The sequence below is a fragment of the Prauserella sediminis genome, assembly GCF_014195435.1.
Lineage (GTDB): Bacteria > Actinomycetota > Actinomycetes > Mycobacteriales > Pseudonocardiaceae > Prauserella > Prauserella salsuginis.
Genome location: NZ_JACIBS010000001.1, coordinates 1,026,458 through 1,052,074 on the forward strand (window position 1 = coordinate 1,026,458; position 25,617 = coordinate 1,052,074).

23 protein-coding genes and 1 pseudogene are annotated in these 25,617 nt (G+C 69.1%); 6 read left to right on the forward strand and 18 right to left on the reverse strand.

Translation table 11 applies throughout. The features are described 5' to 3' along the window. Nucleotides 1-37: 37 nt before the first annotated feature. The 5 genes from FB384_RS04525 to FB384_RS04545 all read right to left on the reverse strand — a co-directional run bounded on the left by FB384_RS04525 (nt 38) and on the right by FB384_RS04545 (nt 5,776). Nucleotides 38-430, reverse strand: a complete 393-nt coding sequence (locus FB384_RS04525; RefSeq protein WP_183779415.1) for a cytidine deaminase — start codon at nt 428-430, stop codon at nt 38-40. Beyond that, nucleotides 427-1,686: an ABC transporter permease gene (locus FB384_RS04530; protein WP_372497709.1), complete on the reverse strand. Its 1,260-nt coding sequence runs from the start codon at nt 1,684-1,686 to the stop codon at nt 427-429. The genes FB384_RS04525 and FB384_RS04530 overlap by 4 nt, the downstream gene beginning before the upstream one ends. Next, nucleotides 1,683-2,777 (reverse strand): ABC transporter permease, encoded by a 1,095-nt coding sequence (locus tag FB384_RS04535; protein WP_183779417.1) that lies wholly within the window; start codon nt 2,775-2,777, stop codon nt 1,683-1,685. Before FB384_RS04535 ends, FB384_RS04530 begins: the two co-directional genes overlap by 4 nt. 121 nt (nt 2,778-2,898) lie before the next feature. Continuing rightward, nucleotides 2,899-4,434, reverse strand: coding sequence for an ABC transporter ATP-binding protein (locus tag FB384_RS04540; protein ID WP_183779419.1), 1,536 nt, complete (start codon nt 4,432-4,434; stop codon nt 2,899-2,901). Nucleotides 4,435-4,657: 223 nt separating this feature from the next. Continuing rightward, entirely contained in the window at nt 4,658-5,776 is a 1,119-nt protein-coding gene (locus FB384_RS04545; RefSeq protein ID WP_183784967.1) for a BMP family lipoprotein, read from the reverse strand. A gap of 620 nt (nt 5,777-6,396) precedes the next feature. Here FB384_RS04545 and sdhC point away from each other — a divergent pair. From sdhC to FB384_RS04565, 4 genes are read left to right on the forward strand one after another with little or no spacing between them, the layout of a single operon-like run. Continuing rightward, on the forward strand, nt 6,397-6,843 hold the full coding sequence (gene sdhC / locus FB384_RS04550) for a succinate dehydrogenase, cytochrome b556 subunit (RefSeq protein ID WP_183779421.1): 447 nt from the start codon (nt 6,397-6,399) through the stop codon (nt 6,841-6,843). After that, nucleotides 6,843-7,256, forward strand: a complete 414-nt coding sequence (locus FB384_RS04555; RefSeq protein ID WP_183779423.1) for a succinate dehydrogenase hydrophobic membrane anchor subunit — start codon at nt 6,843-6,845, stop codon at nt 7,254-7,256. Before sdhC ends, FB384_RS04555 begins: the two co-directional genes overlap by 1 nt. Nucleotides 7,257-7,279: 23 nt before the next feature. Next, nucleotides 7,280-9,070 carry a succinate dehydrogenase flavoprotein subunit gene (gene sdhA / locus FB384_RS04560; RefSeq protein WP_183779425.1) on the forward strand — a complete coding sequence of 597 codons (1,791 nt, stop codon included), beginning with the start codon at nt 7,280-7,282 and terminating at the stop codon, nt 9,068-9,070. A gap of 34 nt (nt 9,071-9,104) precedes the next feature. Further along, nucleotides 9,105-9,881, forward strand: coding sequence for a succinate dehydrogenase iron-sulfur subunit (locus FB384_RS04565; RefSeq protein WP_183779427.1), 777 nt, complete (start codon nt 9,105-9,107; stop codon nt 9,879-9,881). A gap of 151 nt (nt 9,882-10,032) precedes the next feature. Here the strand turns inward: FB384_RS04565 and FB384_RS04570 are convergent, their stop codons facing one another. Both FB384_RS04570 and FB384_RS04575 read right to left on the reverse strand, forming a co-directional pair. Then, nucleotides 10,033-10,743, reverse strand: a complete 711-nt coding sequence (locus FB384_RS04570) for a hypothetical protein (protein ID WP_183779429.1) — start codon at nt 10,741-10,743, stop codon at nt 10,033-10,035. A gap of 289 nt (nt 10,744-11,032) precedes the next feature. Further along, the gene (locus FB384_RS04575; protein WP_183779430.1) at nt 11,033-11,287 is read right to left on the reverse strand and encodes an SCO4848 family membrane protein; all 255 of its coding nucleotides are present in this window, start codon (nt 11,285-11,287) and stop codon (nt 11,033-11,035) included. Between the two features lie 88 nt (nt 11,288-11,375). On the opposite strand from FB384_RS04575, the gene FB384_RS04580 reads away from it, so the two are divergent. Next, nucleotides 11,376-12,629: a D-alanyl-D-alanine carboxypeptidase family protein gene (locus tag FB384_RS04580; RefSeq protein WP_258938042.1), complete on the forward strand. Its 1,254-nt coding sequence runs from the start codon at nt 11,376-11,378 to the stop codon at nt 12,627-12,629. 157 nt (nt 12,630-12,786) lie between these two features. Here FB384_RS04580 and FB384_RS04585 read toward each other — a convergent pair whose 3' ends face one another. The 11 genes and pseudogenes from FB384_RS04585 to FB384_RS04630 all read right to left on the reverse strand — a co-directional run bounded on the left by FB384_RS04585 (nt 12,787) and on the right by FB384_RS04630 (nt 24,405). Further along, on the reverse strand, nt 12,787-14,031 hold the full coding sequence (locus tag FB384_RS04585) for an MFS transporter (protein WP_183784971.1): 1,245 nt from the start codon (nt 14,029-14,031) through the stop codon (nt 12,787-12,789). Nucleotides 14,032-14,366: 335 nt separating this feature from the next. Continuing rightward, entirely contained in the window at nt 14,367-15,338 is a 972-nt protein-coding gene (gene yhjD / locus FB384_RS04590) for an inner membrane protein YhjD (protein ID WP_183784973.1), read from the reverse strand. 278 nt (nt 15,339-15,616) lie between these two features. Beyond that, on the reverse strand, nt 15,617-18,148 hold the full coding sequence (locus tag FB384_RS04595) for a bifunctional FO biosynthesis protein CofGH (protein WP_183779432.1): 2,532 nt from the start codon (nt 18,146-18,148) through the stop codon (nt 15,617-15,619). Nucleotides 18,149-18,243: 95 nt separating this feature from the next. Further along, nucleotides 18,244-18,690, reverse strand: coding sequence for a hypothetical protein (locus FB384_RS04600; RefSeq protein ID WP_183785749.1), 447 nt, complete (start codon nt 18,688-18,690; stop codon nt 18,244-18,246). Nucleotides 18,691-19,054: 364 nt separating this feature from the next. Then, nucleotides 19,055-19,999 (reverse strand): peptidoglycan-binding protein, encoded by a 945-nt coding sequence (locus tag FB384_RS04605; protein ID WP_183779434.1) that lies wholly within the window; start codon nt 19,997-19,999, stop codon nt 19,055-19,057. A 554-nt stretch (nt 20,000-20,553) separates the two neighbouring features. Further along, nucleotides 20,554-20,718 (reverse strand): annotated as a pseudogene (locus FB384_RS26720) (exodeoxyribonuclease III); the annotation flags it as partial. A 23-nt stretch (nt 20,719-20,741) separates the two neighbouring features. Continuing rightward, nucleotides 20,742-21,083, reverse strand: coding sequence for a HepT-like ribonuclease domain-containing protein (locus FB384_RS04610; protein WP_183779436.1), 342 nt, complete (start codon nt 21,081-21,083; stop codon nt 20,742-20,744). Next, complete coding sequence (locus FB384_RS04615) at nt 21,073-21,381, reverse strand: nucleotidyltransferase family protein (protein WP_183779438.1); 309 nt, start codon at nt 21,379-21,381, stop codon at nt 21,073-21,075. Before FB384_RS04615 ends, FB384_RS04610 begins: the two co-directional genes overlap by 11 nt. Nucleotides 21,382-21,649: 268 nt before the next feature. Then, nucleotides 21,650-22,459 carry an exodeoxyribonuclease III gene (locus tag FB384_RS04620; protein WP_183779440.1) on the reverse strand — a complete coding sequence of 270 codons (810 nt, stop codon included), beginning with the start codon at nt 22,457-22,459 and terminating at the stop codon, nt 21,650-21,652. Nucleotides 22,460-22,684: 225 nt separating this feature from the next. After that, complete coding sequence (locus FB384_RS04625; RefSeq protein ID WP_258938040.1) at nt 22,685-23,005, reverse strand: SH3 domain-containing protein; 321 nt, start codon at nt 23,003-23,005, stop codon at nt 22,685-22,687. A gap of 176 nt (nt 23,006-23,181) precedes the next feature. Next, nucleotides 23,182-24,405, reverse strand: coding sequence for an NADP-dependent isocitrate dehydrogenase (locus tag FB384_RS04630; protein ID WP_183779442.1), 1,224 nt, complete (start codon nt 24,403-24,405; stop codon nt 23,182-23,184). Nucleotides 24,406-24,723: 318 nt separating this feature from the next. Here FB384_RS04630 and FB384_RS04635 point away from each other — a divergent pair, with 318 nt between their 5' ends. Then, on the forward strand, nt 24,724-25,587 hold the full coding sequence (locus FB384_RS04635; RefSeq protein WP_183779444.1) for a TIGR03560 family F420-dependent LLM class oxidoreductase: 864 nt from the start codon (nt 24,724-24,726) through the stop codon (nt 25,585-25,587). Nucleotides 25,588-25,617 lie beyond the last annotated feature (30 nt).

The following is a 25,617-nucleotide window of genomic DNA, read 5'->3' on the forward strand; positions in this document are numbered from 1 at the left end:
CGGCCTCCGGGTCACTGGGCCCGCCCTGCGGCGGGTCTCACGCGGGCAGGTCGGTCGGTCCGAACGCGTCCGGCAGCACGGCCGACATCGGCAGGATGCCGCTCGGGGTGTCGAGGAGGCACTCCGGGCCGCCGAGTTCGTACAGGATCTGCCTGCACCGGCCGCACGGCATGAGCAGCTCGCCCGAGCCGCCGCGGCAGGCCACGGCCGTCAGCCGCCCGCCGCCGGACAGGCGCAACTGGCCCGCCATGGTGCATTCGGCGCACAGTCCGACGCCGTAGGAGGCGTTCTCGACGTTGCAGCCGGTCACCACGCGCCCGTCGGTCACCAGTCCGGCCACCCCCACGTGCAGGCCCGAGTACGGTGCGTACGCCAGCGCGGCCGCTGCCTCCGCCTCGGCGCGCAGCGACTCCCAGTCCGGAGCCGTCACGAGTCTTCCCCTCGCCGGTACTGTTTGCCGATCGCCTTGGGCACCCGCAACCGCTGTGCCGCGACGGCCAGCACGATGATCGTCACGAAGTGCGGCGTGTACGGGATCAGGTCGCTCGGCAGCTCGTCGCTGGTCCAGTAGATCCAGTACAGCACCACCGCACCGGCGACGCCGCCCGCAGCGGCCCACCAGTGGCGCCGGATCAGCTGCAGCACCACGATGATCGCCAGCAGCAGCACCGCGCCGTAGCAGAGCGCCAGCACCGCCGCACCGCCACCGGACAGCTGCAGGCCGTCGGCGTAACCGAACAGCGCGGCACCGCCGAGCAGGCCGCTCGGCCGGTAGTTACCGAAGATCATCGCGGCGAGGCCGATGTAGCCGCGGCCGTTGACCTGGTTCTCCAGGTAGTCCGCGCCGCCCTGCAACAGCACCAGCGACGCACCGCCCATGCCGGCGAACCCGCCGGACGCGGCGACGGCGATGTACTTGTGCAGGTAGACGTTCACGCCGAGCGACTCGGCGGCCACCGGACTCTCGCCGCACGACCGCAGCCGCAGCCCGAACCGCGTGCGCCACAGGATGAAGTAGCTCGCCGGAACGAGCAGCAGTGCGATCATCGCCAGCGGCGACACGTGCGTCACGAGACCCCGCAGCAGACCGGCCACATCGGACAGCACCACGCGTTGTTCGTCCTCGAGGGCGCCGAGCCAGTCCGAGAGGAACGTCGCCGAGTAGGTGTCGAACTTCTCCACCGACGGCGATTCACGCGGGTTGCCGGAGATCGGTTCGAACACGAGGGTCGCCAGGTACTTCGCGACCCCGAGTCCGAGCAGGTTGATCGCCACACCGGACACGATGTGGTTGACGTTGAACGTCACGACCGCCACCGCGTGCAGCAACCCGCCCAGCAGTCCGAACAGGATTCCCGCGGCGAGTCCGACCCAGACGCCGCCGTAGTAGGCGCCCCAGGCCGAACCCCACGTGCCGAGGATCATCATGCCCTCGAGGCCGATGTTCATCACGCCCGCGCGCTCGGCCCACAGCCCGCCGAGCGCGGCGAGCAGGATCGGCAGCCCCAGCCGCAACGCCGTCTGCGAGGTGTCGCTGGAGGTCAGGATCGGCATGTCCGTCAGATACGACGCCGTCGACAGCACGCCGATCGCCACGACCGCCCACAGCGCGCCGCGTGCCCAGCCGGGAAGCCTGCGCCTGGCCGTCGTCGCCGTCGGGTCCGGCCTCTCCATCACCGTGCTCACACCGCACCGCCTTCCGCGACGCCCGCCGGCTGACCGTTCCGCCCGGCGCGGCCGACCCGGCGCTGCTCGGCGGCGAGGTCGGCGCGGCGGACGATCTCGTACGCCACCACGACGGACAGGACGATCGTGCCCTGCATGATCGTGGCGATCTCACTGGGAATGCCGATCGACTCGAGCGAGACCGCCGACCGGTCGAGGAACGCCCACAGCAGCGCACCGAACGCGATGCCCGCCGGGTGGTTCCTGCCGAGCAGCGCGACCGCCAGGCCCGTGAAGCCGTAGCCCTGCGTGGCCGTCATGGCGTACACGTAGTCGCGGCCGAGCAGCTCCGGCATCGCGACCAGACCCGCGACCGCTCCCGAGAGCAGCATCGCGGCCAGCGTCATCTTCCTCGCGCTCACCCCGCCCGCGGCTGCGGCCGTCTTCGACTCGCCGCTGGCCTTGAGTTCGAAGCCGAACCGCGTGCGGGTGAGCATGAACCAGTAGCCGTAGCCAAGCGCGCCCGCGATCACGATGAAGCCGAACAACGTGCCCGCCTCCCCGAGCGGAATGCCCGGAATCCGGCCCGACGGCGCGATCTCCGCGGTGGAGAGGTTGTTGCCGTGCAGCACGCCGAACTGTTCCGGGTTGATCAGGAAGGCGACGATGCCGAACACGATCGAGTTCAGCATGATCGTCGTGATGACCTCGCTGACGCCGCGGTAGACCTTCAACAACGCAGGCAGCAGGGCATACAGCGCGCCGGAGAACATCGCGACCACCAGGATCGCGATGACGTGCAGCACCGGCGGCAGCTCCATCCACGCACCGACGATCGCCGCGACCACCGCGGCGAACCGGTACTGGCCCTCGACGCCGATGTTGAACACGTTCATCTGGAAACCGATCGCCGCGGCCAGACCCGCCAGGTAGTAGACGATCGCGAGGTTGACCGTCGAGACGGCCGTGTTGCCGTGGAACAGCTGCGCGCCCATCGTCGCGAACGCCTCGAGCGGGTTCGCACCGGAGATCAGCAGCGCCACCGACGACAGCAGCATCGCGAAGATGATCGCGAGCGCAGGCGGCAGCAACGCGGTACGCCAGTTGATCATGCGGCATCCTCCCCTGTCCTGCGGGGCGCCCTCCCCTGCTGCGGCGAAAAAGCAAGCCGCAGCGGGGGCCCAACCCGGTCGGCCGTCGCGAACGCCGCTCCGCAAGCTCCGCAATTCTCGTTCACGCGGCCTCCTCCCCCGCACCCGTCATGGCGGAACCGAGCTCGGTCGGCGTCACGGTCGCCGGGTCGGCCTCACTCACGAGACGCCCGCGGAGCATCACGCGGATGGTGTCGGACAGTCCGATCAGCTCGTCCAGATCCGCCGAGACGAGCAGCACCGCCAGCCCGTCGTGGCGGGCCGCGCGCATCTGCTCCCAGATCAGCGCCTGCGCCCCGACGTCCACGCCGCGGGTCGGATGCGCCGCGATGAGGAGCACCGGCTCACCCGAGAGCTCCCTGCCCACGATGAGCTTCTGCTGGTTCCCGCCCGACAACGCGCCGGCCAGCACCTCCACGCCCGGCGTGCGGACGTCGTACTCCTCGACGACACGCTCGGTGTCCCGCCGCGCCGCGCCGGGATCGATCAGCCGGCCGTTCGAGACCGGCTTACGGGTCTGATAGCCGAGGATCCGATTGCTCCACAACGGCTGCCGCAACAGCAACCCGTGCCGGTGGCGGTCCTCGGCGATGTAGCCGATCCCCGCCTCCCGCCTGGCGAGCGTGCCCAGGCGCGTGATGTCGCGCAGCTCGCCGTCGCCGGAGGCCAGTTCGACCGTGCCCGCCGACGCCTTGCGCATGCCCATGACGGTCTCGACCAGCTCGGTCTGGCCGTTGCCCTCGACACCCGCGATCCCGAGGATCTCGCCCGCGCGCACGGTCAGCGACACGTCGTCGAGCACCGCCCGCTCGCTGTCGTCGGCGTCGAGCCGCAGCCCGCTGATCCGCAGCACCGGGCGGTCGGTCACCGTCGACTCGCGGGTCTCCGGGCTCGGCAGCTCCGATCCGACCATCATCTCGGCCAGCTCACGCGAGGTGACCGTGGCCGGGTCGACGGTGCCGACGGTCGTGCCGCGCCGGATGACCGTCACCTCGTCGGCGATCGACCGCACTTCGTCGAGCTTGTGGGAGATGAAGATGAACGTGTAGCCGTCGGACCGCATCTCGCGGACCGTCTCGAACAGCGCGTCGACCTCCTGGGGCACCAGCACGGCCGTCGGCTCGTCGAGGATGACGATGCGCGCGCCGCGGTAGAGCACCTTCACGATCTCGACGCGCTGCCGGTCGGCGACGCCGAGGTTCTCCACCAGCGTGTCCGGGTCGGCGTGCAGGCCGGTCCGCTCGGCGAGCTTCGTCAGTTCGGCGCGCGCCTTGCGGCCCATGCCGTGGCGGCCCTCCGCGCCGAGCAGCACGTTCTCCCGCACCGTCAGGTTGTCGGCGAGCATGAAGTGCTGGTGCACCATGCCGATGCCTGCCCTGATCGCGTCCTGCGGGTTGCGCAGCTCCACGACCTGGCCGCCGACGGAAATGGTGCCCTCGTCCGGCTGCTGCATCCCGTAGAGGATCTTCATCAGCGTGGACTTGCCCGCGCCGTTCTCGCCGCACACGGCGTGGACCTCGCCGGCGCGCACGGTCAGGTGCACGTCGGAGTTGGCCACCACGCCGGGGAAGCGTTTGGTGATACCGGTGAGTTCGACCACCGGTTCCGGTTCGGTCATCTGTTCTTTCGCCTCGTTCGAGCGGGCTGGATTGGCAGAGTCGCCGCAGGCGGCGGACCCCGCATGGCGGCGAGCCGGTGGGCTCCATTGCCACGCGGAGCGATCAAAGCAGATACACGCGCTCCGGTGCGGGAAAAGCGCCGGAAAGCAGCGCGTGGGGCTCGCCGACGGCGTCATACCGCCCGCGAGCCCCACGCATGGTCAGACCTGATCCGGCCCGACGTCAGCCTTCAGGGGTTTCGGAAACCTCGACGTCACCGTCCACGATGGCCTTCTTGTAGCCCTCGAGCTCCTCGGTGATGTCCTCGATGTCCGGGTTGGACTTCGAGTAGCCCACGCCGTCCACCGACAGGTCGAACCGCTCCGGCAGATCGTCCGGATTGCCGTCGGCGACGGCGGCGATGTAGTCGTACACCGCGACGTCGACCTTCTTGAGCATCGACGTGACGATGACGTCCTTCACGTCGGCCAGCGTCTTCTGCTTGTACTGGTCGGAGTCGACACCGATGCCCAGTGCGTCGCCTTCGGCGGCCGCCTCGAACACGCCCTGCCCGGACGCACCGGCCGCGTGGAACAGCACGTCGGAGCCCTGGCTGATCATCGACTTCGATTTCACGTTGGCCTTGGCCGGGTCGTTGAAGCCGCTGATGTCACCCGCCGGCGTGAGGTACTCGCTCTTGACCTCGATGTTGTCGCCGCCTGCGGCCTTGACGCCCTGTTCGAAGCCGGCCTGGAACTTCTGGATCAGCGGCGTCTGCACGCCGCCGACGAAGCCGACCTGGCACTCCGACGTCTTGTACGCCGCGGCCACGCCGGCGAGGAAGGAGCCCTCCTCCTCGGCGAACACCAGCGGAGTCACGTTCTTCTCGTCGACGGAGTTGTCGTCGACGAGCGCGAACTCGGTGTCCGGGTACTGCGGCGCGACCTTGCCGACGGCCTCGGCGTAGGCGAACCCGACCGCGATGATCGGGTTGTTGCCCTGCTCGGCCATCTGCCGCAGCCGCTGCTCCTTGGCGGCTTCCGACTCGCTGCCCGCGGCAGGGCTCTCGCTGCCCTTCTCGGCGCCGAAGTCCTCGACCGCCCTGTCGACGCCCGCGGCCGCGGCGTCGTTGAAGGAGGCGTCGCCCCGGCCGCCGACGTCGAAGGCCAGGCCGATCTTGTGGTCGCTCGCATCGATGTCGCCGTGCTCGGTGGTCTGCTCTTCCCCATTGCCCTCGGGCGCGGCGGGAGCCTCGTTGGTGACGCAGCTGCCCGGTTCGCCACCGCCGCCCTCACCCGCTGCCTGGTTCCCATCGCCCCCGGAATCCTTGGCGCAGCCCGCCATTGCCAGCACGCCGGCCATGGCGATTGCCGCCAGCGCTCCACCACGCTTTCGACGCACGGTGTCACTCCCTTCCCGCCTTGCGGGCGGACGAACTGAAGATGTGCCCGGTTCATCGGGCGGACTGGCGAACCGTACCGCTCCGTGACCTACACGGCAGCCACACGGAACTCCGTGTAATCCAAATGTTTAAGTTCCGGCCAATCCTGCCGTGTAGGGCTCACGCAGTGTTACCCCCGAACGTCGCGAAACCCCGAGGGTCGATGCTGCCCCGAAGGGCACCGTTGGGGCGCCCGCCAGCCCGACCACCTCCCCTCTCGGACACGCTGACGCGTGGCTGTGTTCGAGGCCGAAGGTGCCCTTCGGGGCACGTCGCAACGGCGGCGAAGCTCCGACAACCCGGGCACGCGAGATGCACGCGAAGGTGTGACCAGCACGACCTCACAATCGGCTCGGCCTGCGGTAGGGCGCGCGGGCGCGCTGTCTGGTCGATCACAGCTGGGAACCCGAGGTTGAGCCCGCTATGTCCGGCAGGTCTAGCATTCGGCGCGTATATGACGCTCGGGTCACCATGACCTCGGAAAAAGACGCGGTCCTGCCGGGCGGAGAAGTCCATCAGTGACGTTGGAGGCCGTACACCGATGTCCACCACTGCGAGCACTGCCGCTGAGGCCGGTGCGAGTGATCGGGCGGGCGCCTCACGCCGGAGCGGAACGTTCTACCGCGGCGACCCCGGCATGTGGTCCTGGGTAGCGCATCGCGTTACCGGGGTGCTCACCTTTTTCTTCCTGTTCGTGCACGTGCTCGACACGGCGCTCGTCCGGGTTTCCCCGAACGCCTATGACGAGGTCATCGAGACCTACAAGACGCCCTTCGTCAACCTCCTCGAGGTGGGTCTCGTCGGCGCCGTGCTCTACCACGCGCTGAACGGCATCCGGGTCATCCTGGTCGACTTCTGGGAGAAGGGACCCAAGTACCAGCGCCCGATGTTGTGGACGACCCTCGGCATCTGGGTACTCGTGATGATCCCGGGCACGTACTTCATGCTCGCGCGCACCGTGAGCGAAATGTTCGGAGGCGGCCACTGATGAGCGAATCGCTGACTCTCGACAAGCCGCGTTCCCCGCGGCGCCCCGCGGCCCGCCGGAACAACTTCGAGCTCTACAGCTGGGCGTTCATGCGGATCTCCGGCCTCGCGCTGGTGATCCTGGTGCTGGGCCACCTGTTCATCATGAACATCCTCGACGACGGCGTGCACCGCATCAACTTCGCCTTTGTCGCGGGCCGCTGGGCCTCGCCGTTCTGGCAGTTCTGGGACCTGGCGATGCTCTGGCTGGCTCAGCTGCACGGCGGCAACGGCCTGCGCACGATCATCGACGACTACGCGCGTAAGGACACCACGCGCTTCTGGCTCAAGATGCTGCTGTACGTCGCCATGGCCGTCATCCTCGTGCTCGGCACGCTGGTGATCTTCACGTTCGACCCGAACATCACGGCCTGAACCCCACCACACGGAGACTTCTCATGCAGTTCCACAAGTACGACGTGGTGATCGTCGGGGCTGGTGGCGCCGGCATGCGCGCGGCGATCGAAGCCGGTCAGCGCTCCCGCACGGCCGTGCTCACCAAGCTGTATCCGACGCGGTCCCACACCGGCGCGGCGCAGGGCGGCATGTGTGCCGCGCTGGCGAACGTCGAAGAGGACAACTGGGAGTGGCACACCTTCGACACCGTCAAGGGTGGCGACTACCTGACCGACCAGGACGCCGCGGAGATCATGGCCAAGGAGGCCATCGACGCGGTGCTGGACCTGGAGAAGATGGGCCTTCCGTTCAACCGCACCGAGGAAGGCAAGATCGACCAGCGGCGCTTCGGCGGTCACACGCGTGATCACGGCAAGGCCGCCGTGCGCAGGGCCTGCTACGCGGCCGACCGCACCGGGCACATGATCCTGCAGACGCTGTACCAGAACTGCGTCAAGCACGGCATCGAGTTCTACAACGAGTTCTACGTCCTCGACGTGACGATGTCGACCAACGAGGCCGGCGAGCAGGTCGCCTCCGGTGCGATCGCCTACGAGCTCGCGACCGGTGAGATCCACGTCTTCCAGGCCAAGTCGATCGTGTTCGCCACGGGCGGTTTCGGCAAGGTCTTCAAGACGACGTCGAACGCGCACACCCTGACCGGCGACGGCATGGGCATCTACGCGCGCAAGGGCCTGCCGCTGGAGGACATGGAGTTCTACCAGTTCCACCCGACCGGCCTGGCCGGCCTGGGCATCCTGCTCACCGAGGGCGCCCGGGGTGAGGGCGCGATCCTGCGGAACGAGTCGGGCGAGCGGTTCATGGAGCGCTACGCCCCGACGATCAAGGACCTCGCGCCGCGCGACATCGTCGCCCGTTCGATGGTGCTCGAGGTGCTCGAAGGCCGGGGTGCTGGCCCGCACAAGGACTACGTCTACCTCGACTGCACGCACCTCGGCGAAGAGGTCCTCGAGACCAAGCTGCCGGACATCACCGAGTTCGCCCGCACCTACCTGGGTGTCGACCCGGTGCACGAGCCGGTGCCGGTGTACCCGACGGCGCACTACGCCATGGGCGGCATTCCGACGAACGTCAAGGGCGAGGCGCTCAAGGACAACGACACCGTCATCGGCGGCCTGTACGCGGCCGGCGAGGCGGCGTGCGTGTCCGTCCACGGATCGAACCGGCTGGGCACCAACTCGCTGCTGGACATCAACGTGTTCGGCCGTCGCGCGGGCATCGCCGCGGCGGAGTACGCCAACGGGATCGACCACGTCGAGCTGCCCGAGGACCCGGCCAAGATGGTGCAGGGCATGGTCGACCACCTGCGGACCGCCTCGGGCGGCGAGCGTGTGGCCGACATCCGCAACGAACTGCAGCAGACGATGGACACCAACGCGGCCGTGTACCGCACCGAGGACACGCTGAAGCAGGCGCTGTCCGACGTGCAGGCGCTCAAGGAGCGCTACGGCCGCATCGCCGTCCACGACAAGGGCAAGCGGTACAACACCGACCTGCTCGAAGCCGTCGAGCTGGGCTTCCTGCTGGATCTGGCGGAGATGCTGGTGAACGCGGCGCTCGCGCGCAAGGAGTCCCGCGGCGGTCACGCCCGCGAGGACTACCCGGACCGCGACGACACCAACTTCATGCGGCACTCGATGACGTACAAGATCCTGCCGGAGCAGGAGGACCCGGACGCGCCGCTGGGCCTCACCGGGTTCACGGCCGACCTGCGGCTGGACTACAAGCCGGTCGTCTTCACCCGGTACGAGCCCATGGAGCGGAAGTACTGATGCGTACTGCCGCACCGCACGCGGAGGATGTGAAATGACAGCGGTAGCTGAACCCACCAACGACACGTCGCAGATCCCGGCTCCGGAAGGCTCCGTCACCATCACGGTGAAGATCCTGCGGTTCAACCCGGAGATCGACAACGAGCCGCACTGGGAGTCCTACGACGTCCCGGCGCTGCCGACCGACCGTGTGCTGAACCTGCTGATGAACATCAAGAACTACGCGGACGGCACGTTGTCGTTCCGTCGTAGCTGTGCTCACGGCATCTGCGGGTCGGACGCGATGCAGATCAACGGCATCAACCGGCTGGCCTGCAAGGTCCTGGTCAAGGACCTGCTGGCGAAGGACGGCAAGCAGACCACGGTCACGGTGGCCCCGATCAAGGGCTTGCCGACGATGAAGGACCTCTATGTCGACATGGAGCCGTTCTTCGAGGCGTTCCGTGCGGTCAAGCCGTACCTGATCGCCTACGGCAACGAGCCGACCAACGAGCGCTACCAGTCGGTCGCCGACCGCGAGCGGTTCGACGACACGACCAAGTGCATCCTGTGCGCCTGCTGCACCTCGTCGTGCCCGGTGTACTGGGCGGACGGCTCGTACTTCGGCCCGGCCGCGATCGTCAACGCGCACCGGTTCATCTTCGACTCGCGGGACGAGGCGGCCGAGGAGCGGCTGGACATCCTCAACGACACCGAGGGCGTGTGGCGCTGCCGCACGACGTTCAACTGCACCGACGCCTGCCCGCGTGGCATCCAGGTGACGAAGGCGATCCAGGAGGTCAAGCGCGCGCTGCTGTTCAAGCGCACGTGAACACCTCGATCACGACGAGAAAAAGGGCGTTCCGGCTCGCGACGAGCCGGAACGCCCTTTTTCTCGTCCGCGGGCCCGTGTTGCGGGTTCCGGGGCCCGTGTTGCACGCACCACCTTCGCCGGCCAACACTTCGCCACCGGCCCGGCGCGGTCACAGGTCGTCGCAGGCCGCCCGCATGCCGGTGACCGCTTGTCGGAACTCGGGAGTGTCGTCGGCCATGGTCTGCCGGACGAGCAGATACGGCTTCGCGAACGCCTCGGCGAACTGCTCCAGCGCCGGGTCCTCCTCCGCGGCCGCGTTCGCGAGCTCGACGGCCGCGGCCCACCGGCGATACTCGCCCATGTTCTTCTCCGACGGCACGCCCGGCTCGACCCGCTCGGCGACCGCACAGGCCGCGGCCGCGTCGGCCTCGGCTCCCTCGCCCGGCCCCGACGTCAGCCACCACGTCAGGCCCACACCACCGCCGCCGAGTACGAGTCCGGCCACGACCGCCACCACCAGCGGAACCCGGCGCACGCACCCGTTCTGCTGCGGCTGCCGGAGAACCTGTGGCTCATACGCCTGTCGATGAGGCTCGGCCCGGTAAGGCTGCGCCGGATACGACTGCGCCGGATGCGACTGCCCGCCGGCCTGCGGCACCGCTGGTTGCCCGTGCGGCGGCGTCGCCGCATCCTGCCCTGCGGCATCCTGACCGTTCGGCTGCGACGACGGTCCAGGGCTCTGCAACGCCCCATGGCCTTGTGACGTCTCGGGCGGTTGGGACGCATCAGTGCCCCGCGGCGGCTCCGGCTGCTGCGGCGACTGCTGGGACGACTGCGGCGGCGGACCCGGCTGCCGCGGGTTCCAGGACGATTCGGTCATGTCACTCCGACCGCCTCGGTCGCCCGCGCGTTGCCTCGGACCGGAGTCGTCACCCAACCGTCATCAACGGCGGACGTCGACTGCACTCGACGGGCCCTGCACACCCGGCCACTGCACTCAACGGGCGCTGCACGCCCGGCCGCTGTACTCAGCGAGCCCTGTACTCAACGGGCTCCGTACTCAACGGGCCCTGCAACTCAGCGGGCCCTGCACCACCCGCTTGTGCTCCCCGGCGCCGCGCTCACGCGGCAGAAGCGAACACAGCGGGCGCCGGGAGCGGTGCGGGATCTCATCCGTTGTCCGGCGAATCCCGCCGCGTGCGCAGGGCGCGCAACCCTCGCCAGCCGAGGACACCGATGATCGTGCCCAGTACGAACGAGACGATCGCCAGCACCAGGTGCACCCAGAAGAACGGCGTCGGCGACCCGTCGGCCGCCCACGCGTTGTCGCTGCTCCACAGGTTGCGGGCGAACGTGATCCAGATGACCCACGACCACACGCCGAACGCCAGCAGGAACGCCGAAACACCGCGAGACATGCGCATGGGAACCAGTCTCCTCACATGACGCCCGTCACCCCACATCGGGGGATTCATCTGCTTGGCGCCACCGATCCGTGGCTAACCTTCCCAAGTGCATACAGCTCGGATCCGAGGTCTGGTGGTGGCCGCGCTCGCGGCTCTCGTCGTGACGAGCGCGCCGCTGGTGCCGGCAGCGACGCCCGCGGCACGTGCCCAGTCGAACTGCCCGAACGCGACGTTGCCGCCGCCACCGGTCGACGAGTCGGAGGAACCCGAGCCCGGGCAGCGCGCTCCCGCGCCGTTGCCCGTGCCCGCCGAAACTCCGGGCGGCGGCAGGCTCGGTGAGTGCGGGTTCGTCCTGCCGGAGGGCGCGCCGCAGCCACCGCAGCCGCTGACGGCGAAGAACTGGCTCATCCAGGACCTCGACAGTGGGCAGGTGCTGGCCGCCCGGCACCCCCACGGCAGGCAGCGGCCCGCGTCCCTGATCAAGACGTTGCTCGCGCTGGTGGTGATCGACGAGCTCGCCCCGGAGCGCGTCATCAGGCCGACGAAGGAGGACGCCGACCAGGAATGCTCCTGTGTCGGCATCGAGGCAGGCTCGCCGTACACGGTGCACGACCTGCTGATGGGCGTGATGATGAAGTCCGGCAACGACGCGGCGCACGCGCTGGCCACGGCGCTCGGCGGGCTCCCCACGGCGTTGCGGAAGATGAACCGCCTTGCTCACCGCCTCGGTGCGACCGATACCCGCGCGGCGACGCCGTCGGGGCTCGACGGGCCGGGCATGGTGACGTCCGCCTACGACCAGGCCCTGCTGTACCGGTACGCGATGACGAAGCCGCGCTACGTCGAGGCCGTGAGCACGCGGCGGATCCAGTTCCCCGGTGCGCGGGGCGAGCCGTCGTACCCCGTCACCAACGACGATCGGCTGCACACCGAGTACCCGGGCTTCCTCGGCGGCAAGACGGGCTTCACCAGCGATGCGCGGCACACCTACGTCGGCGGCGCGGCGCGGGGCGGCCGCCGCATCGCGGTCGTGCTGTTGCGCGGTGAACAGCGGCCGATCAAGCTCAGCGAGCAGGCGATGAACATGCTCGACTACGGCTTCCAACTCGCCGCAGCCGGCACGCCCGGCGTCGGCCGGGTCACGACCGCCCCGCCTCCTCCCCCGCCACAACCCCGACGCACGGACGCCCCCGCCGACACGGGTACCGGGAACGAGACCGGCGCCGCGGGCGGCAGCCACAGCGCCGCCGCCGGCGAGAAGGGGTCGTCGGCGGGCGTCGGCTGGATCATCGGGATCGTGATCCTCGTGGCGGTCGCGACGGGCGTCGGTATCGCGCTCACGCGGGACGAACAGCTCTGACGTCGGGCCCGCCCGATGCCGGGCGGGCCCGCACCGGGGGTGTCCTGCCCCGCGCGGGACCGCACGCGCGACGGCGTCGCCCCCGGGCCGCAGCTCTCCCTGCGCCGCAGCTCTCCCTGCGCCGCAGCCCTCGCCGCGCCGCAGCCGTCGCCGCGCCTCAGTCGTCGCTCGCCGCGCTGTCGGCGGACCGGGTCACGGCGGCACGCTCGGCGGGAGCGTCCTCGGCGGGGCCGACCTTCGACGGCAGCGTCTCCTTGGCCAACAACCACAGCACGAACGCGCCCGCGGCGATGACCCCGGTGACGGCGAACGCGGCGGGGAACGACCACTGCTCGGCGATCGCACCGGCCGCCAGCGGGCCGACCACCGCACCGACGTCGGCGGCCATCTGGAACCCGGCGAGCACCGAACCTCCGCGCGCCTTCGACCCGAGGACGTCGGCCAGGGCCGCGTTGTGCGACGGGTTGAGGAATCCCGCGCCGATACCCGTCACCACGGTGGCGGCCAGGAACAGCCACGTGTTCTCGGACAGTCCCAACGACACGGTGCCGACGGCGAGCAGCGCCAACCCGGCGAGCGCCGGCGGCTTGCGGCCACGGGTGTCGGCGAACCGGCCCGAGCCGAGGAGCACGAGCGCGTTGGCCCCGGCGAACAGGGCGAGCGCGAGCCCGGTGAACGTCTCGTCCTTGCCCAGGACCGCAGCGACGAACAGCGGGATCAGCGACATCCGCACGCCGAGCACGACCCAGCCGTTGGTGAGGTTGGACGTGAGCGCGGCGCGGTAGGTGGGGTGGCGCAGCGCCTCGCGGAACGTCATCGTCGGCGCATCGTCCTCGTCGGCCCGTGAGGCCAGGTCGGAACGGCGCAGCTGCCAGTACACGAGCACGGTCGCGGCCACGAGAGCCACGCCGTAGACGAGGAACGGCGCGCGCAGCGACACCGCGACCAGCCCGCTGCCCAGCACGGGGCCCGCGACGCCGCCGAGAAGGAAGCTCGTGCCCCACAGTCCCGAGGCACGGCCACGCAGTTCCGGTGGCGAGATTCGGATGAGCAGGCCGATCGCCGAGACCGTGAACATCGTCGACCCGACGCCGCCGATGGCGCGGAACAACAGCAGCTGCCAGTACTCGGCGGCGAAGGCGCACAGGATCGTCGAGGCGGCCACGATCGACACGCCCCACAGGTACGTCGGGCGCTCGCCGAACCGCGTCACCAGACGTCCGCTCACGGGCGCGAACAGCAGCCGCACCAGTGCGAACGCGCTGACCACGAACGACGCCGCGGTCAGGCCGACGTCGAAACTGTGGGCGAAGTTCGGCAGGGCGGGCCCGATGATGCCGTAGCCGATCGCGATGAGGAAGCTCGCGCCGACCAGGACGTACACCTCGCGGGGCAGGCGCACCGGAGCCGGGGCGTCGTCGGTTGCTGCGCTGGAGCCGCGGTCGGCGGAGACGTCATCAGAGGTGGCGTCGGATGCGTCGCCGGAACCGGTTCCCGGAGCTGGATTGGTCACTGCACACTCCTTCCGGAGCGAGCCTAATGACCTTCGCGGGGAAACGGCCCGGGGTCCACGGTGCCCGCACCCGCCGCGGTCACGGCAGGCGGCGGTCGGCCGTGGTCGCGGCCCGCGCCACCGTCACGACGTCACGGAATCACGGCGTCACGGCGTCACGGCGTCACGGCGTCACGGCGTCACGGCCTCAGGAATCGTGCCGTCAGGAATCGTGCCGTCAGGAGTCAGTGTCGTTTGCGGCCGAGCCAGCCGAGCAGCGCGCCGATGCCGAACGCTCCCGCGGCCGTGCCCACGCCGGGGCCGCGGCGGACGGTGACGTTCGGGCGGACGATGGTCGCGGGCGGTGGATCGACGACGCGGACCTGATTCTCCCGCGCGGTCGCGGTCCAGGCGGTGACGAACAGCAGGAACCGTGACACCAGGTTGGCGAACACGAGCAGACCGATGATCGGACCGAACAGGGCACCGCTGGGCGAACTCGTAACGCTGGCGAGGTAGAACGATCCCACGTTCTTGAGCAGTTCGAACCCGAGCGCTGCCAGCACGGCGCCCTTCACCGCGCTGCGCGGGTTGACCTTGTCCCGCGGGAGTTGGGAGATCACCCAGGTGAACACGAGGACGTTCGCGGCCAGCGACAGCACGACCGTCGCGGCGCGCAGGGCGTACTGGGCCCAGACGAACTCGTCGAGGCCGACGAGTCCGAGCAGCCACGCTCCCGCGGCACCGCCGACCGCGGTGAGGCCGAACGACAACACGAGCGCCGCGCCGAGGCCGACCAGCGCCAGCAGGTCCTTCAGCTTCGTGGACAGGAACGGTTTCTTCGCCGGCTCCTGCGCCCACTGGGCGGTGAGCGCGTCGCGGAGGTTGCCCATCCAGCCGAGCCCGGAGTAGAGCGCACCGAGCAGACCGATCACGCCGAGCCCCGTGCGAGCCCTGGTGACCGAGTCGACGATCTGATCCAGGAACCCCTGCAGCCCCTCGGGAGCCGACGTGACGATGCCCTGCCGGAGTTCGTTCATCAGGTCCTGATTGCCCGCCAGCACGAAACCTGCGACCGAGAACGCGACCATGAGCAGCGGAAACAGTGACAGCACCGAGAAGTAGGTGATCGCGGCTGCGTAGTGGTTACCGTGCCGCTCGGTGAAGGCGTCATTGGCTCTGATCACGTGGTCCAGCCACGGATACTTACGCCGCATCCGCGGCAGGAACCCCTCTTTTTCCGCCTTCTGCTCTGTCACGCGCAGGAAGCTAACGGCGCAGGACTTACGGGTGCAAACCGACGCGCACACCGTCGCCGTGCACCACCCACCCGGGCGGTGCACGGCGACGTCCGGTCGTGACCGGCTCGTTCCCCAGGGACACCCCTGTTACGTCAACCGCAGCCGCCCGCCGATGGAGCGGCGCGAGCACGCCGAAGGGCCCCAAGGGCACCTTTGGGGCGCTGAGTGCCCCAAAGGTGCCCTTGGGGGCATTCCTACACGGCGGGCTGCAGGGTGCGGCCGTAGGTCGTGCCGCGCTGCCTGGCCGGACGGCCCGCCAGGTCGGCGAGCTGGCCCAGTTCGCCGGCGGTACGCGACGAGCCGTGCTCCGAACCGGCCATCCGCGAGATGGTCTCCTCCATCAGCGTGCCGCCGATGTCGTTGGCACCGCCCCGGAGAATCTGCGCCGTGCCCTCGTCGCCGAGCTTGACCCAGGAACACTGCACGTTGTCGATCAGCCCGTGCAGGGCCAGCCGCGCGAAGGCGTGCACCGCCCGGTTGTCCCGCATCGTCGGCCCCGGACGTGCCACGCCGGCGAGGTAGATCGGCGCGTTGTGGTGTACGAACGGCAGCGCGACGAACTCGGTGAACCCGCCGGTCTCCCGTGCGATCCCGCCGAGCACCCGCAGGTGGCCGAGCCAGTGGCCGGGGTGGTCGACGTGGCCGTACATCATCGTGCTCGACGACGGGATGCCCACGCGGTGCGCGGTCGTGACGACGTCGATCCACGTCTTCGCGGGCAGTTTGCCCTTGGTGAGAACCCAGCGGACGTCGTCGTCGAGGATCTCGGCGGCCGTGCCGGGGATCGAGTCGAGGCCGGCGTCGCGCAGTTCGGTGAGCCACTCCTGGATGCTCACGCCCGCCTTCGACGCCGCCGAGACGACCTCCATCGGTGAGAACGCGTGGACGTGCATGTCCGGCACCGCCTTCTTGATGGCGCGCACGATGTCGGCGTAGTAGCTGACCGGCAGTTTCGGGTCGATGCCGCCCTGCATGCACACCTCGGTGGCGCCTGCCTCGGACGCCTCGACGGCCCGTGCGGCCACTTCATCGGTGGACAGCCGGAAGGCGTCGGCGTCCCGCTCCCGCTGGGCGAACGCGCAGAACCGGCAGCCGACGTAGCAGACGTTCGAGAAGTTGATGTTGCGGTTGACGACGTAGGTGATGTCGTCGCCCACGACGTCGGCGCGCAGTTCGTCGGCGAGCCGCGTCATGGTCTCCAGTGCCGGACCGTCGGCGGTGAGCAGTGCCATGGCCGCCTCGGCGTTGGACTCGTCGAGCAGCGCGGCCGGGTTCTGCTCGGCGAGCCGGAGCCCCTCACGCGCCTCGGTGTCCAGTCGCTGCGGTCCGTTGTGGACGCTGTCGCGGAGGACGTCCCAGTCGCCGTAGACGCTGTCGAAGTCGCCCCGCCGGTCGGACGTCCTGCCCGCGGTGTCGATCGTGGCGTTCAGATCCGAGCGGCCGACCGTGTCGAGTCCACCGTCGGGCTCCTGCCACTCGCGGCCGATGACGGTTGCGGATTCGTCGGCCAGCCCATCCTCAGTGGACAGTGCACGGACGTGTCCGTGCAGCCGGATGTCGATCCACTTCTCCGCGTCGCGCACGTACTTCGGATATGCGGTCAGCCGCTCCCGCAGGTCGAATCCGCCGTCGGCGGTCCAGCGGGTGAGCTCGTCGACGTGCGGCCACGGCGCCTCGGGGTTGACGTGGTCCGGCGTGACCGGCGAGACGCCGCCCCAGTCGTCGATGCCGGCACGCAGGATCAGCGCATGCTCGTCACCGACGAGGTTCGGCGGTGCCTGCACACTGACCCCCGGCGGCATCAGCAGCCGCGCGACGGCGACGGTGGCGGCGAGCTCGGCCAGGTCCGCGTCCTCGTGGGAACGCATCGCGGTGTCCGGTTTGGACCGGAAGTTCTGGACGATGATCTCCTGCACGTTCCGGTACTGCCGCGCACGCTTGCGAATCTCGTGGAGCGACTCGGCGCGTTCGGTGATCGTCTCGCCGATACCCACGAGGATGCCCGTGGTGAACGGAACTCCGACGCGACCCGCGTCGTCGAGCACCCGCAGCCGAACGGCAGGCTCCTTGTCGGGACTGCCGTAGTGCGGCCCGCCCTTCTCCGACCAGAGACGCTGCGCGGTGGTCTCGAGCATCATGCCCATGCTCGGCGCAACGGGCTTCAGGCGCTGCAGCTCCTCCCAGCTCATGACACCGGGGTTCAGGTGCGGCAGCAGCCCCGTCTCCTCGAGTACGGCAATGGCACACGACCGCACGTAGTCCAATGTGGATTCATACCCGCGTTCGTCGAGCCACTGCCGAGCCTGCGGCCAGCGTTCCTCCGGCCGGTCGCCCAGCGTGAACAGTGCCTCCTTGCACCCCGCGGCGGCACCGGCACGGGCGATGTCGAGCACCTCGTCGCGTTCGAGGTACAGCGATTCGGCCTTGCCCGGCACCGTGACGAACGTGCAGTAGTGACACCGATCCCGACACAGATGGGTGAGCGGGATGAATACCTTGCGACTGTAGGTGACGACGCCGGTTCTGCCCTGGTCCGCCAGGTGGGCTTCGCGGACGCGGCTCGCGATGTCCAGCAGCGCGTTCAGATCGTCACCGCGGGCGTGCAACAGGACGGCCGACTCGGTGACGTCGAGCGAGGAACCGTCGGCGGCCCGTTTCAGGGCCCGGCGCATGGCCGACGACGACGGTGCGGGTTCGGGAGGGGGAAGCGAGATCTGGCGAGCCATGCTCCCGACAGTATTCGCCGGATCACCGTGACGCTAAGACTGAGAACTCACACCCGGCCGGAGCACGAACGGGGGTAGCGTACCCGGCTCGGCGGTCAGTCGACCGTGACGCTCGTCCTGGCGGAGTCCGCAGCGGCACGCGGGCCGGGAGGCCGGACCGGGGCGGGACCGGCGGTGTCACCGGCCACGGTCGGGACCGCTGCGCCGGCAGCGTCGGCCGTTGCCTGCACGGCATCCACCGAGGCGGATTCGGCCCCGGCTGCCACGGTCGCGGTCTCGCGGGCCTTCTTACGACGCTGGCGGATGACACCGGCGACCATGCCGATGACGCCGAGCACGATCGCGGCCAGCCCGACCGGGCCCAGCATGCCCAGGGCCATCGCGTTCGGGGCCGGCTGGGCCACCGTGCGGGCCGCCGGAGCCGCCGCCGCAGGGGCGCTCACGAGGGTCACCACGCCGAACGTCGTCAGTGCGGTCACGACCACGGCCGACACGCGTACCGCGCGCGTCGGATGAGCCGGCTCCCGGTCAGAACTGCCCACCGCACGTCCTCCTGCATCACCACACCGCCCTTCACCCGCAAGGTGAGGTCGGCCACGAAGAGACTACTGACAGTGTCGCCAGTCGCCATCGGCGCCACGACGCGGGTGAGACTAGCGACCCGCTCGGGCCAACGTATGCGCGGGGGCAGTAGCTGTTGTGTAAACCCGGCCCGGTCCCGTCGAACGCCGTCCGACGGCCCCGGTGAGCACCGGCACCCGGCGCACCGGACTACGCCGTCCGGACGGTCGTGGCGCCGATTCCGCCCGGGTCGACCTCACTCCGGAGAGCGCCGACCCATGGTTCGGACGTGTGACGTCCGAACCATGGGTCGGCGGAAACCGGCGAACCGCGCGATCCCGACGATCAACCGACGATGATGCCGCGGTTGTACCTGGCGGCCGCTTCGAGGCGGCTGCGGGAGTAGCTCTTGATGCCGAGGCTGGCGCGCCCGGGGTCCGACACGTAGAAGTCACCGGCCGAGTTGGTGCCCCGCGCGACGACGTAGTGCCCGTAGCTCGGCGCACCGCCCAGCAGGACGCCGTGGTTCACGTTGAGGATCACCGGCTTCCCGTCCGCTGCGGCGGCGAGCGCGCTGGCGTAGTCCACCTTCCGCGCGTTCGTGTCGTACGCGCCCAGCCCACGGATGAGGTGGCTGACGTCGGAACCCCACGTCCCTGCCGGGATCTGGCAGGCCTCACGCATGTTGATCACCGCCTGCTTGTGCGTGCCCGACGGCGGCCGGTCCAGGGCGTACAGCGTGATGACCGCTGCGGTCGGACCGCAGTTCTCGTCGCTCTTCGGACCGGTGTCCATCTGGTTGATGACGACCAGCTCGCCCGAACCACCGGGGTCGGGGTCCGAGCCCGAGCCCTTCTTGCGCTGGACGCCGAGCGCGGCCATCGTCTTCGCGCCCGCGTAGCCGTCGACGGCGAGCCCCTTCGAGCTCTGGAACTTCTTCACCGCCGAGATGGTGACGGAGCCGTAGTCACCGTCGGCGACCACACCGACGGCGGACTGCACGGCCTTGACGACCTTCGCGAGCTCGCCCTGGGTGATCGGACCCGGGTCACCGTCGACCACGAGGCCGCGGTCGGACTGGAACGCCTTGACCGAGCTGATCGTCATCGGGCCGAGGTCGCCGTCGACCACGCCGCGGTAGTAGTAGAGCCCCTTGAGCGACTTCTGGGTGTCGGCCGTCGACGCGGCGTTCGCGGAGGTCGGAATCAGGAGGCCTGCGGCAGCGGCCATCCCGGCCACGGCGGTTCCCCTGAGCATGGAACGGCGGGTGACGGTCCTGAGATTCTTCACGGTGCTTCCTTCGTTCGTCGTGCCAGAACGCGCCGGAGACACCGAGCAGCGGTATCACCCGTTCGCAGCATGAGTGAACCAGCGGAAGAACACGGACAGTACCGACGGAAGTCGCCGTAGCGTCAGTGACCTCCGTTCGTCGGGAAGAGACACATCGCCCCTATCAGGGCGCCCGGGCACATGTTTCCGTCAACAGCTCGGTCAGCAGCTCGGCATTCGCGTCGAGTGCCACACGCGCATTCGCCGAGTCCGGTGCGTCGGGCAACCATCGATCACGGTTCGCCCGACCGTCGCGGTACCGACCGTTTCGACAGAGACCGGATGTGCACTGGCGGTGTTGACGGTGGTCACACCGGTGAGCTCGAGGTCGGGATGGAGTGCCGCGAACATGAGCGGGACGGAATCGTCCGCTCCCGTGTCCACGTCCATGATCAGCTGCGCGCCATCGAACCTCCAGAACCGCCGGACAACCGCGCTGGCCCCAGCCGCCACGCTCAGGGACGGAAACAGGAACGATCACGACGCCGCGACGCGGCTTGTGGGAGCGACTGCACTCAGGAGTCGGGCGCCCAGTCGAACGTCGCCGTCACCGGGGCGTGGTCGGACCAGCGCTGGTCATACGACGGCGCCCGCTCGACCACCACCGAGCTGCACGTCTCCGCCAGACCCGGCGTGGCGGCGATGTAGTCGATCCGCCAGCCCGCGTCGTTGTCGAAGCGGGCTTCATGCCGCTGCCAAGTGCCTACTGTTCCGCCAGCAACCGTCGGATAACCGCAGTCAGGTCCGGCAGGCGATCGGTCAGTACCTGCCATACCAGTGCATCGTCAACAGCCGCGTAACCGTGGATCAGAATGTTGCGGAAAGCGACGATGCGACCGAGATCAGGCACTTGCGCAGCGAGTTCAGAATCGACCTTGGAGAGCTGGTTCAGCGCTTCGCCGATGATCTCAAGTTGCCGCTCGACCGCAGATCGAAGCTTGGCGTCCCGCTGATAACTGGCGAAATCCTCACCTGCGCCGAACTCGTTCAGCAGGTCCGCGGCCTGAAGCGCATCCCACGGGTAAGCCCGCGCGTCACGCGGCATAGACGAGCTCCCGTGTGTCGAGGACTTGCTGTTTGAAATACGGGTTGCGGATGCTGGTGGCGCTCACAACGTCGACCGGACGGCCGAGGATCCGTTCGAGCCCTTCTCTCAGGCTGAAATACGCGTCGAAGTAGTCGAATCCGGGCCCGTCTTCGAACTCGACGAGCACATCCACATCACTGGACCCGGCGTCGAAGGAATCACCGACCGCGGACCCGAACACGTCGAGGCGGCGCACCGAGAGCGCACGGCACAGCTCCTCGATGTCAGGCCGCTTCCTCTCCACCAGCTCGTGCACGCGGGCCACCTCCTGCACCGATTCTGCCCATTCGCGACGCGATCTCACGGCAATCGCTCGACCACCACCGAGGTTCACGTCTCGGCAGGCCCGGGCGTCGCCGCGACGTAGTCGATCCGCCATCCGATGCTGATCTGGACTGCCAGCAAGGCCCGTCGGTGGTTCCTGCAGCAACGAGTGCGAGCGTGGCTCAACCGAATCACCGCCGCGGTTCTCACCGGTGTCGGTCTCAAGTTGGCCGCCGAGACCAGGTGAAGAAGACTGCGACTCAGGAGTCGGGCGCCCAGTCGAACGTCGCCGTCACCGGGGCGTGGTCGGACCAGCGCTGGTCATACGACGGCGCCCGCTCGACCACCACCGAGCTGCACGTCTCCGCCAGACCCGGCGTGGCGGCGATGTAGTCGATCCGCCAGCCGGAGTCGTTGTCGAAGGCCTTCCCGCGGTACGACCACCACGTGTACGGGCCAGGGCCCTCCGGGTCGAGGCTGCGCTGCACGTCGACGTAGCCCGCCTCGCCGAACACGCGGCTCATCCACTCGCGTTCCTCCGGCAGGAAACCCGAGTTCTTCTTGTTGCCCTTCCAGTTCTTCAGGTCGATCTCGGCGTGGGCGATGTTCCAATCGCCCATCACGACGACCTCGCGCCCGTCGGCGGCCGCCTTCTCGCGCAGTTCGACCAGGTACGGCAGGAAGGCGTCGAGGAAGCGCTCCTTCTCGTCCTGCCGCGGCGTGCCGACCTCACCGCTTGGCAGGTACAGGCTCGCCACGACGACGCCCGGCAGCTCCATCTCGACGTACCGCCCGCTCGCCTCGAACTCGGCCTCGCCGAACCCGATGCGCGTGGCCTCCGGTTCGGACCGGCTGTACAGCGTCGCGCCGTTGCGGCCCTTCACCTCGGACACGGCGTGGGCGGCGTGCCAGCCGTCGGGCTCGACGAGCGCCTTCGGGATGGCGTCGAGGTCGGCGCGCACCTCCTGGCAGGCCACGACGTCGGCGGGCGTCTGCCCGAACCACTCGGTGAAGCCCTTCTTCGCGGCCGCGCGGATGCCGTTGACGTTGACGGTGGAGACGGTGAACACGCGCCCCAGGCTATCCGGCCGCCCCGACGATCCCGCGGCCGGAACGCGGCGCCGCGAGGGGAACCGGTGGGGCGCCCACCCGCCTCCCACCACCACCCGAACGGACACGCTGCGCGCGGCGGTGCCGACACACATGCCCGGAACGGCGGCGCCGCAGGGGGAGAGATTCGGGGCGCCCAGTGCCACCAAGGTGCCCTTTGGGGCATGGGCGCGCCCCGGAGTGGGTCAGCAGGAGGCGCCGTCGGCGGGTTCGAGGAAGTCGTCCGCGGCCCACTCGCCGTCGGCGAGTTTGCGGAACCCGTCGCGGACCTCGGTGGTGGCGTCGGTTTCGGCGTCCTGTTCGAGCTTGTCGACGATCTCGTCCCCGGTGGAAGGTCCGGAGCGCACGTTCAGCGCGTCCGCCTCGACCGTCATACTGCAGCCGCCGTCGCCGTCCGAGCCCTCGGCCTCCGAGCTCAGCTCACCCCCGGTCATCGCGTACAGCACGATCACGGCGATCAGCGCGACGAGGATGAGCAGTGTCCGCTTCGGAATCCCGAGTATCACGAGTGCTCCTTATCCGTTCCCGACCTGCACTCAGCCCGCAGGGTACGGCCCGCGTTTCCCCATCCGTAAGACCCGGACGTCGCAACCACTCGGCTCGGCGAACACCGACCACACACAGCGACGGGCCCCGGCAGGAGGTCGTCCTGCCGGGGCCCGTGGGAGCGAAACGGCCGCTCTCAGCCCTGAGCCATCTTCTTCTGGAGGTTCTCGTCCAGGGTCGCCAGGAACTCCTCGGTGGTCTGGAACGGCGTGTCACCGCCGACCAGCAACGCGAGGTCCTTGGTCATCTTGCCACTCTCGACGGACTCGATGACGACCTGCTCGAGCTTGTTGGCGAAGCCGATCAGCTCGGAGTTGCCGTCCAGCTGGCCGCGGTGCTCGAGGCCACGGGTCCAGGCGAAGATCGACGCGATCGGGTTCGTCGACGTGGCCTTGCCCTGCTGGTGCTGACGGTAGTGCCGGGTCACCGTGCCGTGCGCGGCCTCGGCCTCGACGGTGCGGCCGTCCGGGCTGCGCAGCACCGACGTCATCAGGCCGAGCGAGCCGTAGCCCTGCGCGACCGTGTCGGACTGCACGTCACCGTCGTAGTTCTTGCAGGCCCAGACGTAGCCGCCGTCCCACTTGAGCGACGCGGCGACCATGTCGTCGATCAGCCGGTGCTCGTAGGTCAGGCCCTTCGCCTCGAAGTCGGCCTTGAACTCCTTCTCGTAGATCTCCTCGAAGGTGTCCTTGAACATGCCGTCGTAGGCCTTGAGGATGGTGTTCTTGGTCGACATGTAGACCGGGTAACCGCGGTCGAGGCCGTACTGCAGCGAGGCACGCGCGAAGTCTTCGATGGACTTGCGGTAGTTGTACATGCCCATCGCGACGCCGCCGCCCTCGGGGAAGTTCGCCACCTCGAACTCCATCGGCTCGGAGCCGTCCGCGGGCGTGTAGGTCATCGTGACCGTGCCGGGGCCGGGGACCTTGAAGTCCGTGGCCTTGTACTGGTCGCCGTGGGCGTGACGGCCGACGATGACCGGCTTCGTCCAGCCCGGCACCAACCGCGGGACGTTCTGGATGACGATCGGCTCGCGGAAGATGACGCCGCCGAGGATGTTGCGGATCGTGCCGTTCGGGCTCCGCCACATCTTCTTCAGGCCGAATTCCTCGACGCGGGCCTCGTCCGGCGTGATGGTGGCGCACTTGACGCCGACGCCGTGCTTGTTGATGGCATTCGCCGCGTCGACCGTGATCTGGTCGTCGGTCCGGTCGCGCTCCTCGATCCCCAGGTCGTAGTACTCGAGGTTCACATCGAGGTACGGGTGGATCAGTTTGTCCTTGATGAACTGCCAGATAATGCGGGTCATCTCGTCGCCGTCGAGTTCGACGACAGTGCCCTCGACCTTGATCTTGGCCATGAGCTGGCGGCGCTCCTCTCGCTTTCGCGTCGCGGATCTCGCGTTCGTCTTCGCCTGATACCGCTGCGCATTAGCCGTTGCGTAGCGGTACAAGCGTACTGCTGAATGGACACCGGCCCGGCGCCCCCTGGTTACTGGCGAGTACGCCCTCCGGACCACAGTGACGCCGACAAATCGCAGCTCACCACGCAATCTACGTGCCCGAAGCACCCGAGTGGAGACATCGCGGCAGAATCGATCACGTGGGATCAACCACGCTCCACAGCGCCCCGCCGCCCACGGCGACGGACGCGACAGGACTGGCTAGGACTGGCATCCATGCGACTGGGAATCAAAACCAAGCCCGAGCACACGTCGTGGCAGGAATTGCTCGACACCTGGCGGACCGCCGACGACATCGAGCTGTTCGAATCGGCGTGGAACTGGGACCACTTCTACCCGCTCTCCGGTGACCTGACCGCACCGAACTACGAGGCGTGGACGATGCTCGCCGCCATGGCGCAAGCCACTCGCCGGATCCGCATCGGCTGCCAGGTCAGCGGCATGATCTACCGCCACCCCGCGGTGCTGGCCAACATGGCCGCCACCACCGACGTCATCTCCGGCGGCAGGCTCGAGATCGGCCTCGGCGCCGGGTGGATGCGCCAGGAGTGCGACGCCTACGGCATCGAACTGCCGCCCCTGCGCGAGCGCTTCGACCTGTTCGACGAGGGCGTGCAGGCGATCATCGGCCTGCTGTCGCAGGAGGTCACCGACTTCGCGGGCACGCACGTGCGCCTGACCGGGGCGCGCTGCGAACCGAAACCCGTGCAGCGGCCGCACCCGCCGATCGTCATCGGCGGCACCGGTCCGAAACGCACGCTGCGGGCGGCCGCGCGGTGGGCGCAGCAGTGGCACGCGGGCGCCCGGTCGCCGCACCACTGGCGTGAACTCGACGACGTGCTGCGCGCTCACTGCGCCGACGTCGGCCGGGACCCGGCCGAGATCACCCGGTCGGTGAACGTTCGCGTCCACGCCGAGACCGGCATCGGACCGGCCGTCGAGGAGGCCGCCGCCTACCGCGACGCGGGCCTCGACCTGGTGGTGTTCAATCTGCCCCACCGCGTGCCTGCGGGGTATCTCGAGCAGCTGGCCGAAGCCGCCGAACCACTGACCACCCGGCCGTCCGGCGACCCGGCGTGATCGATTCGCCCGGCGATGCCACCGCTCCTA

What these genes read in the sequence shown, in the direction of transcription:
- yhjD (WP_183784973.1), bottom strand. Translation starts at nt 15,338, where the DNA reads ATGCGGCGTAAGTATCCGTGGCTGGACCACGTGATCAGAGCCAATGAC.
- FB384_RS04565 (WP_183779427.1), top strand. Translation starts at nt 9,105, where the DNA reads ATGACAGCGGTAGCTGAACCCACCAACGACACGTCGCAGATCCCGGCT.
- FB384_RS04595 (WP_183779432.1), bottom strand. Translation starts at nt 18,148, where the DNA reads ATGGCTCGCCAGATCTCGCTTCCCCCTCCCGAACCCGCACCGTCGTCG.
- sdhC (WP_183779421.1), top strand. Translation starts at nt 6,397, where the DNA reads ATGTCCACCACTGCGAGCACTGCCGCTGAGGCCGGTGCGAGTGATCGG.
- FB384_RS04635 (WP_183779444.1), top strand. Translation starts at nt 24,724, where the DNA reads ATGCGACTGGGAATCAAAACCAAGCCCGAGCACACGTCGTGGCAGGAA.
- FB384_RS04555 (WP_183779423.1), top strand. Translation starts at nt 6,843, where the DNA reads ATGAGCGAATCGCTGACTCTCGACAAGCCGCGTTCCCCGCGGCGCCCC.
- FB384_RS04575 (WP_183779430.1), bottom strand. Translation starts at nt 11,287, where the DNA reads ATGCGCATGTCTCGCGGTGTTTCGGCGTTCCTGCTGGCGTTCGGCGTG.
- FB384_RS04630 (WP_183779442.1), bottom strand. Translation starts at nt 24,405, where the DNA reads ATGGCCAAGATCAAGGTCGAGGGCACTGTCGTCGAACTCGACGGCGAC.
- FB384_RS04535 (WP_183779417.1), bottom strand. Translation starts at nt 2,777, where the DNA reads ATGATCAACTGGCGTACCGCGTTGCTGCCGCCTGCGCTCGCGATCATC.
- FB384_RS04570 (WP_183779429.1), bottom strand. Translation starts at nt 10,743, where the DNA reads ATGACCGAATCGTCCTGGAACCCGCGGCAGCCGGGTCCGCCGCCGCAG.
- sdhA (WP_183779425.1), top strand. Translation starts at nt 7,280, where the DNA reads ATGCAGTTCCACAAGTACGACGTGGTGATCGTCGGGGCTGGTGGCGCC.
- FB384_RS04545 (WP_183784967.1), bottom strand. Translation starts at nt 5,776, where the DNA reads ATGGCCGGCGTGCTGGCAATGGCGGGCTGCGCCAAGGATTCCGGGGGC.
- FB384_RS04540 (WP_183779419.1), bottom strand. Translation starts at nt 4,434, where the DNA reads ATGACCGAACCGGAACCGGTGGTCGAACTCACCGGTATCACCAAACGC.
- FB384_RS04610 (WP_183779436.1), bottom strand. Translation starts at nt 21,083, where the DNA reads ATGCCGCGTGACGCGCGGGCTTACCCGTGGGATGCGCTTCAGGCCGCG.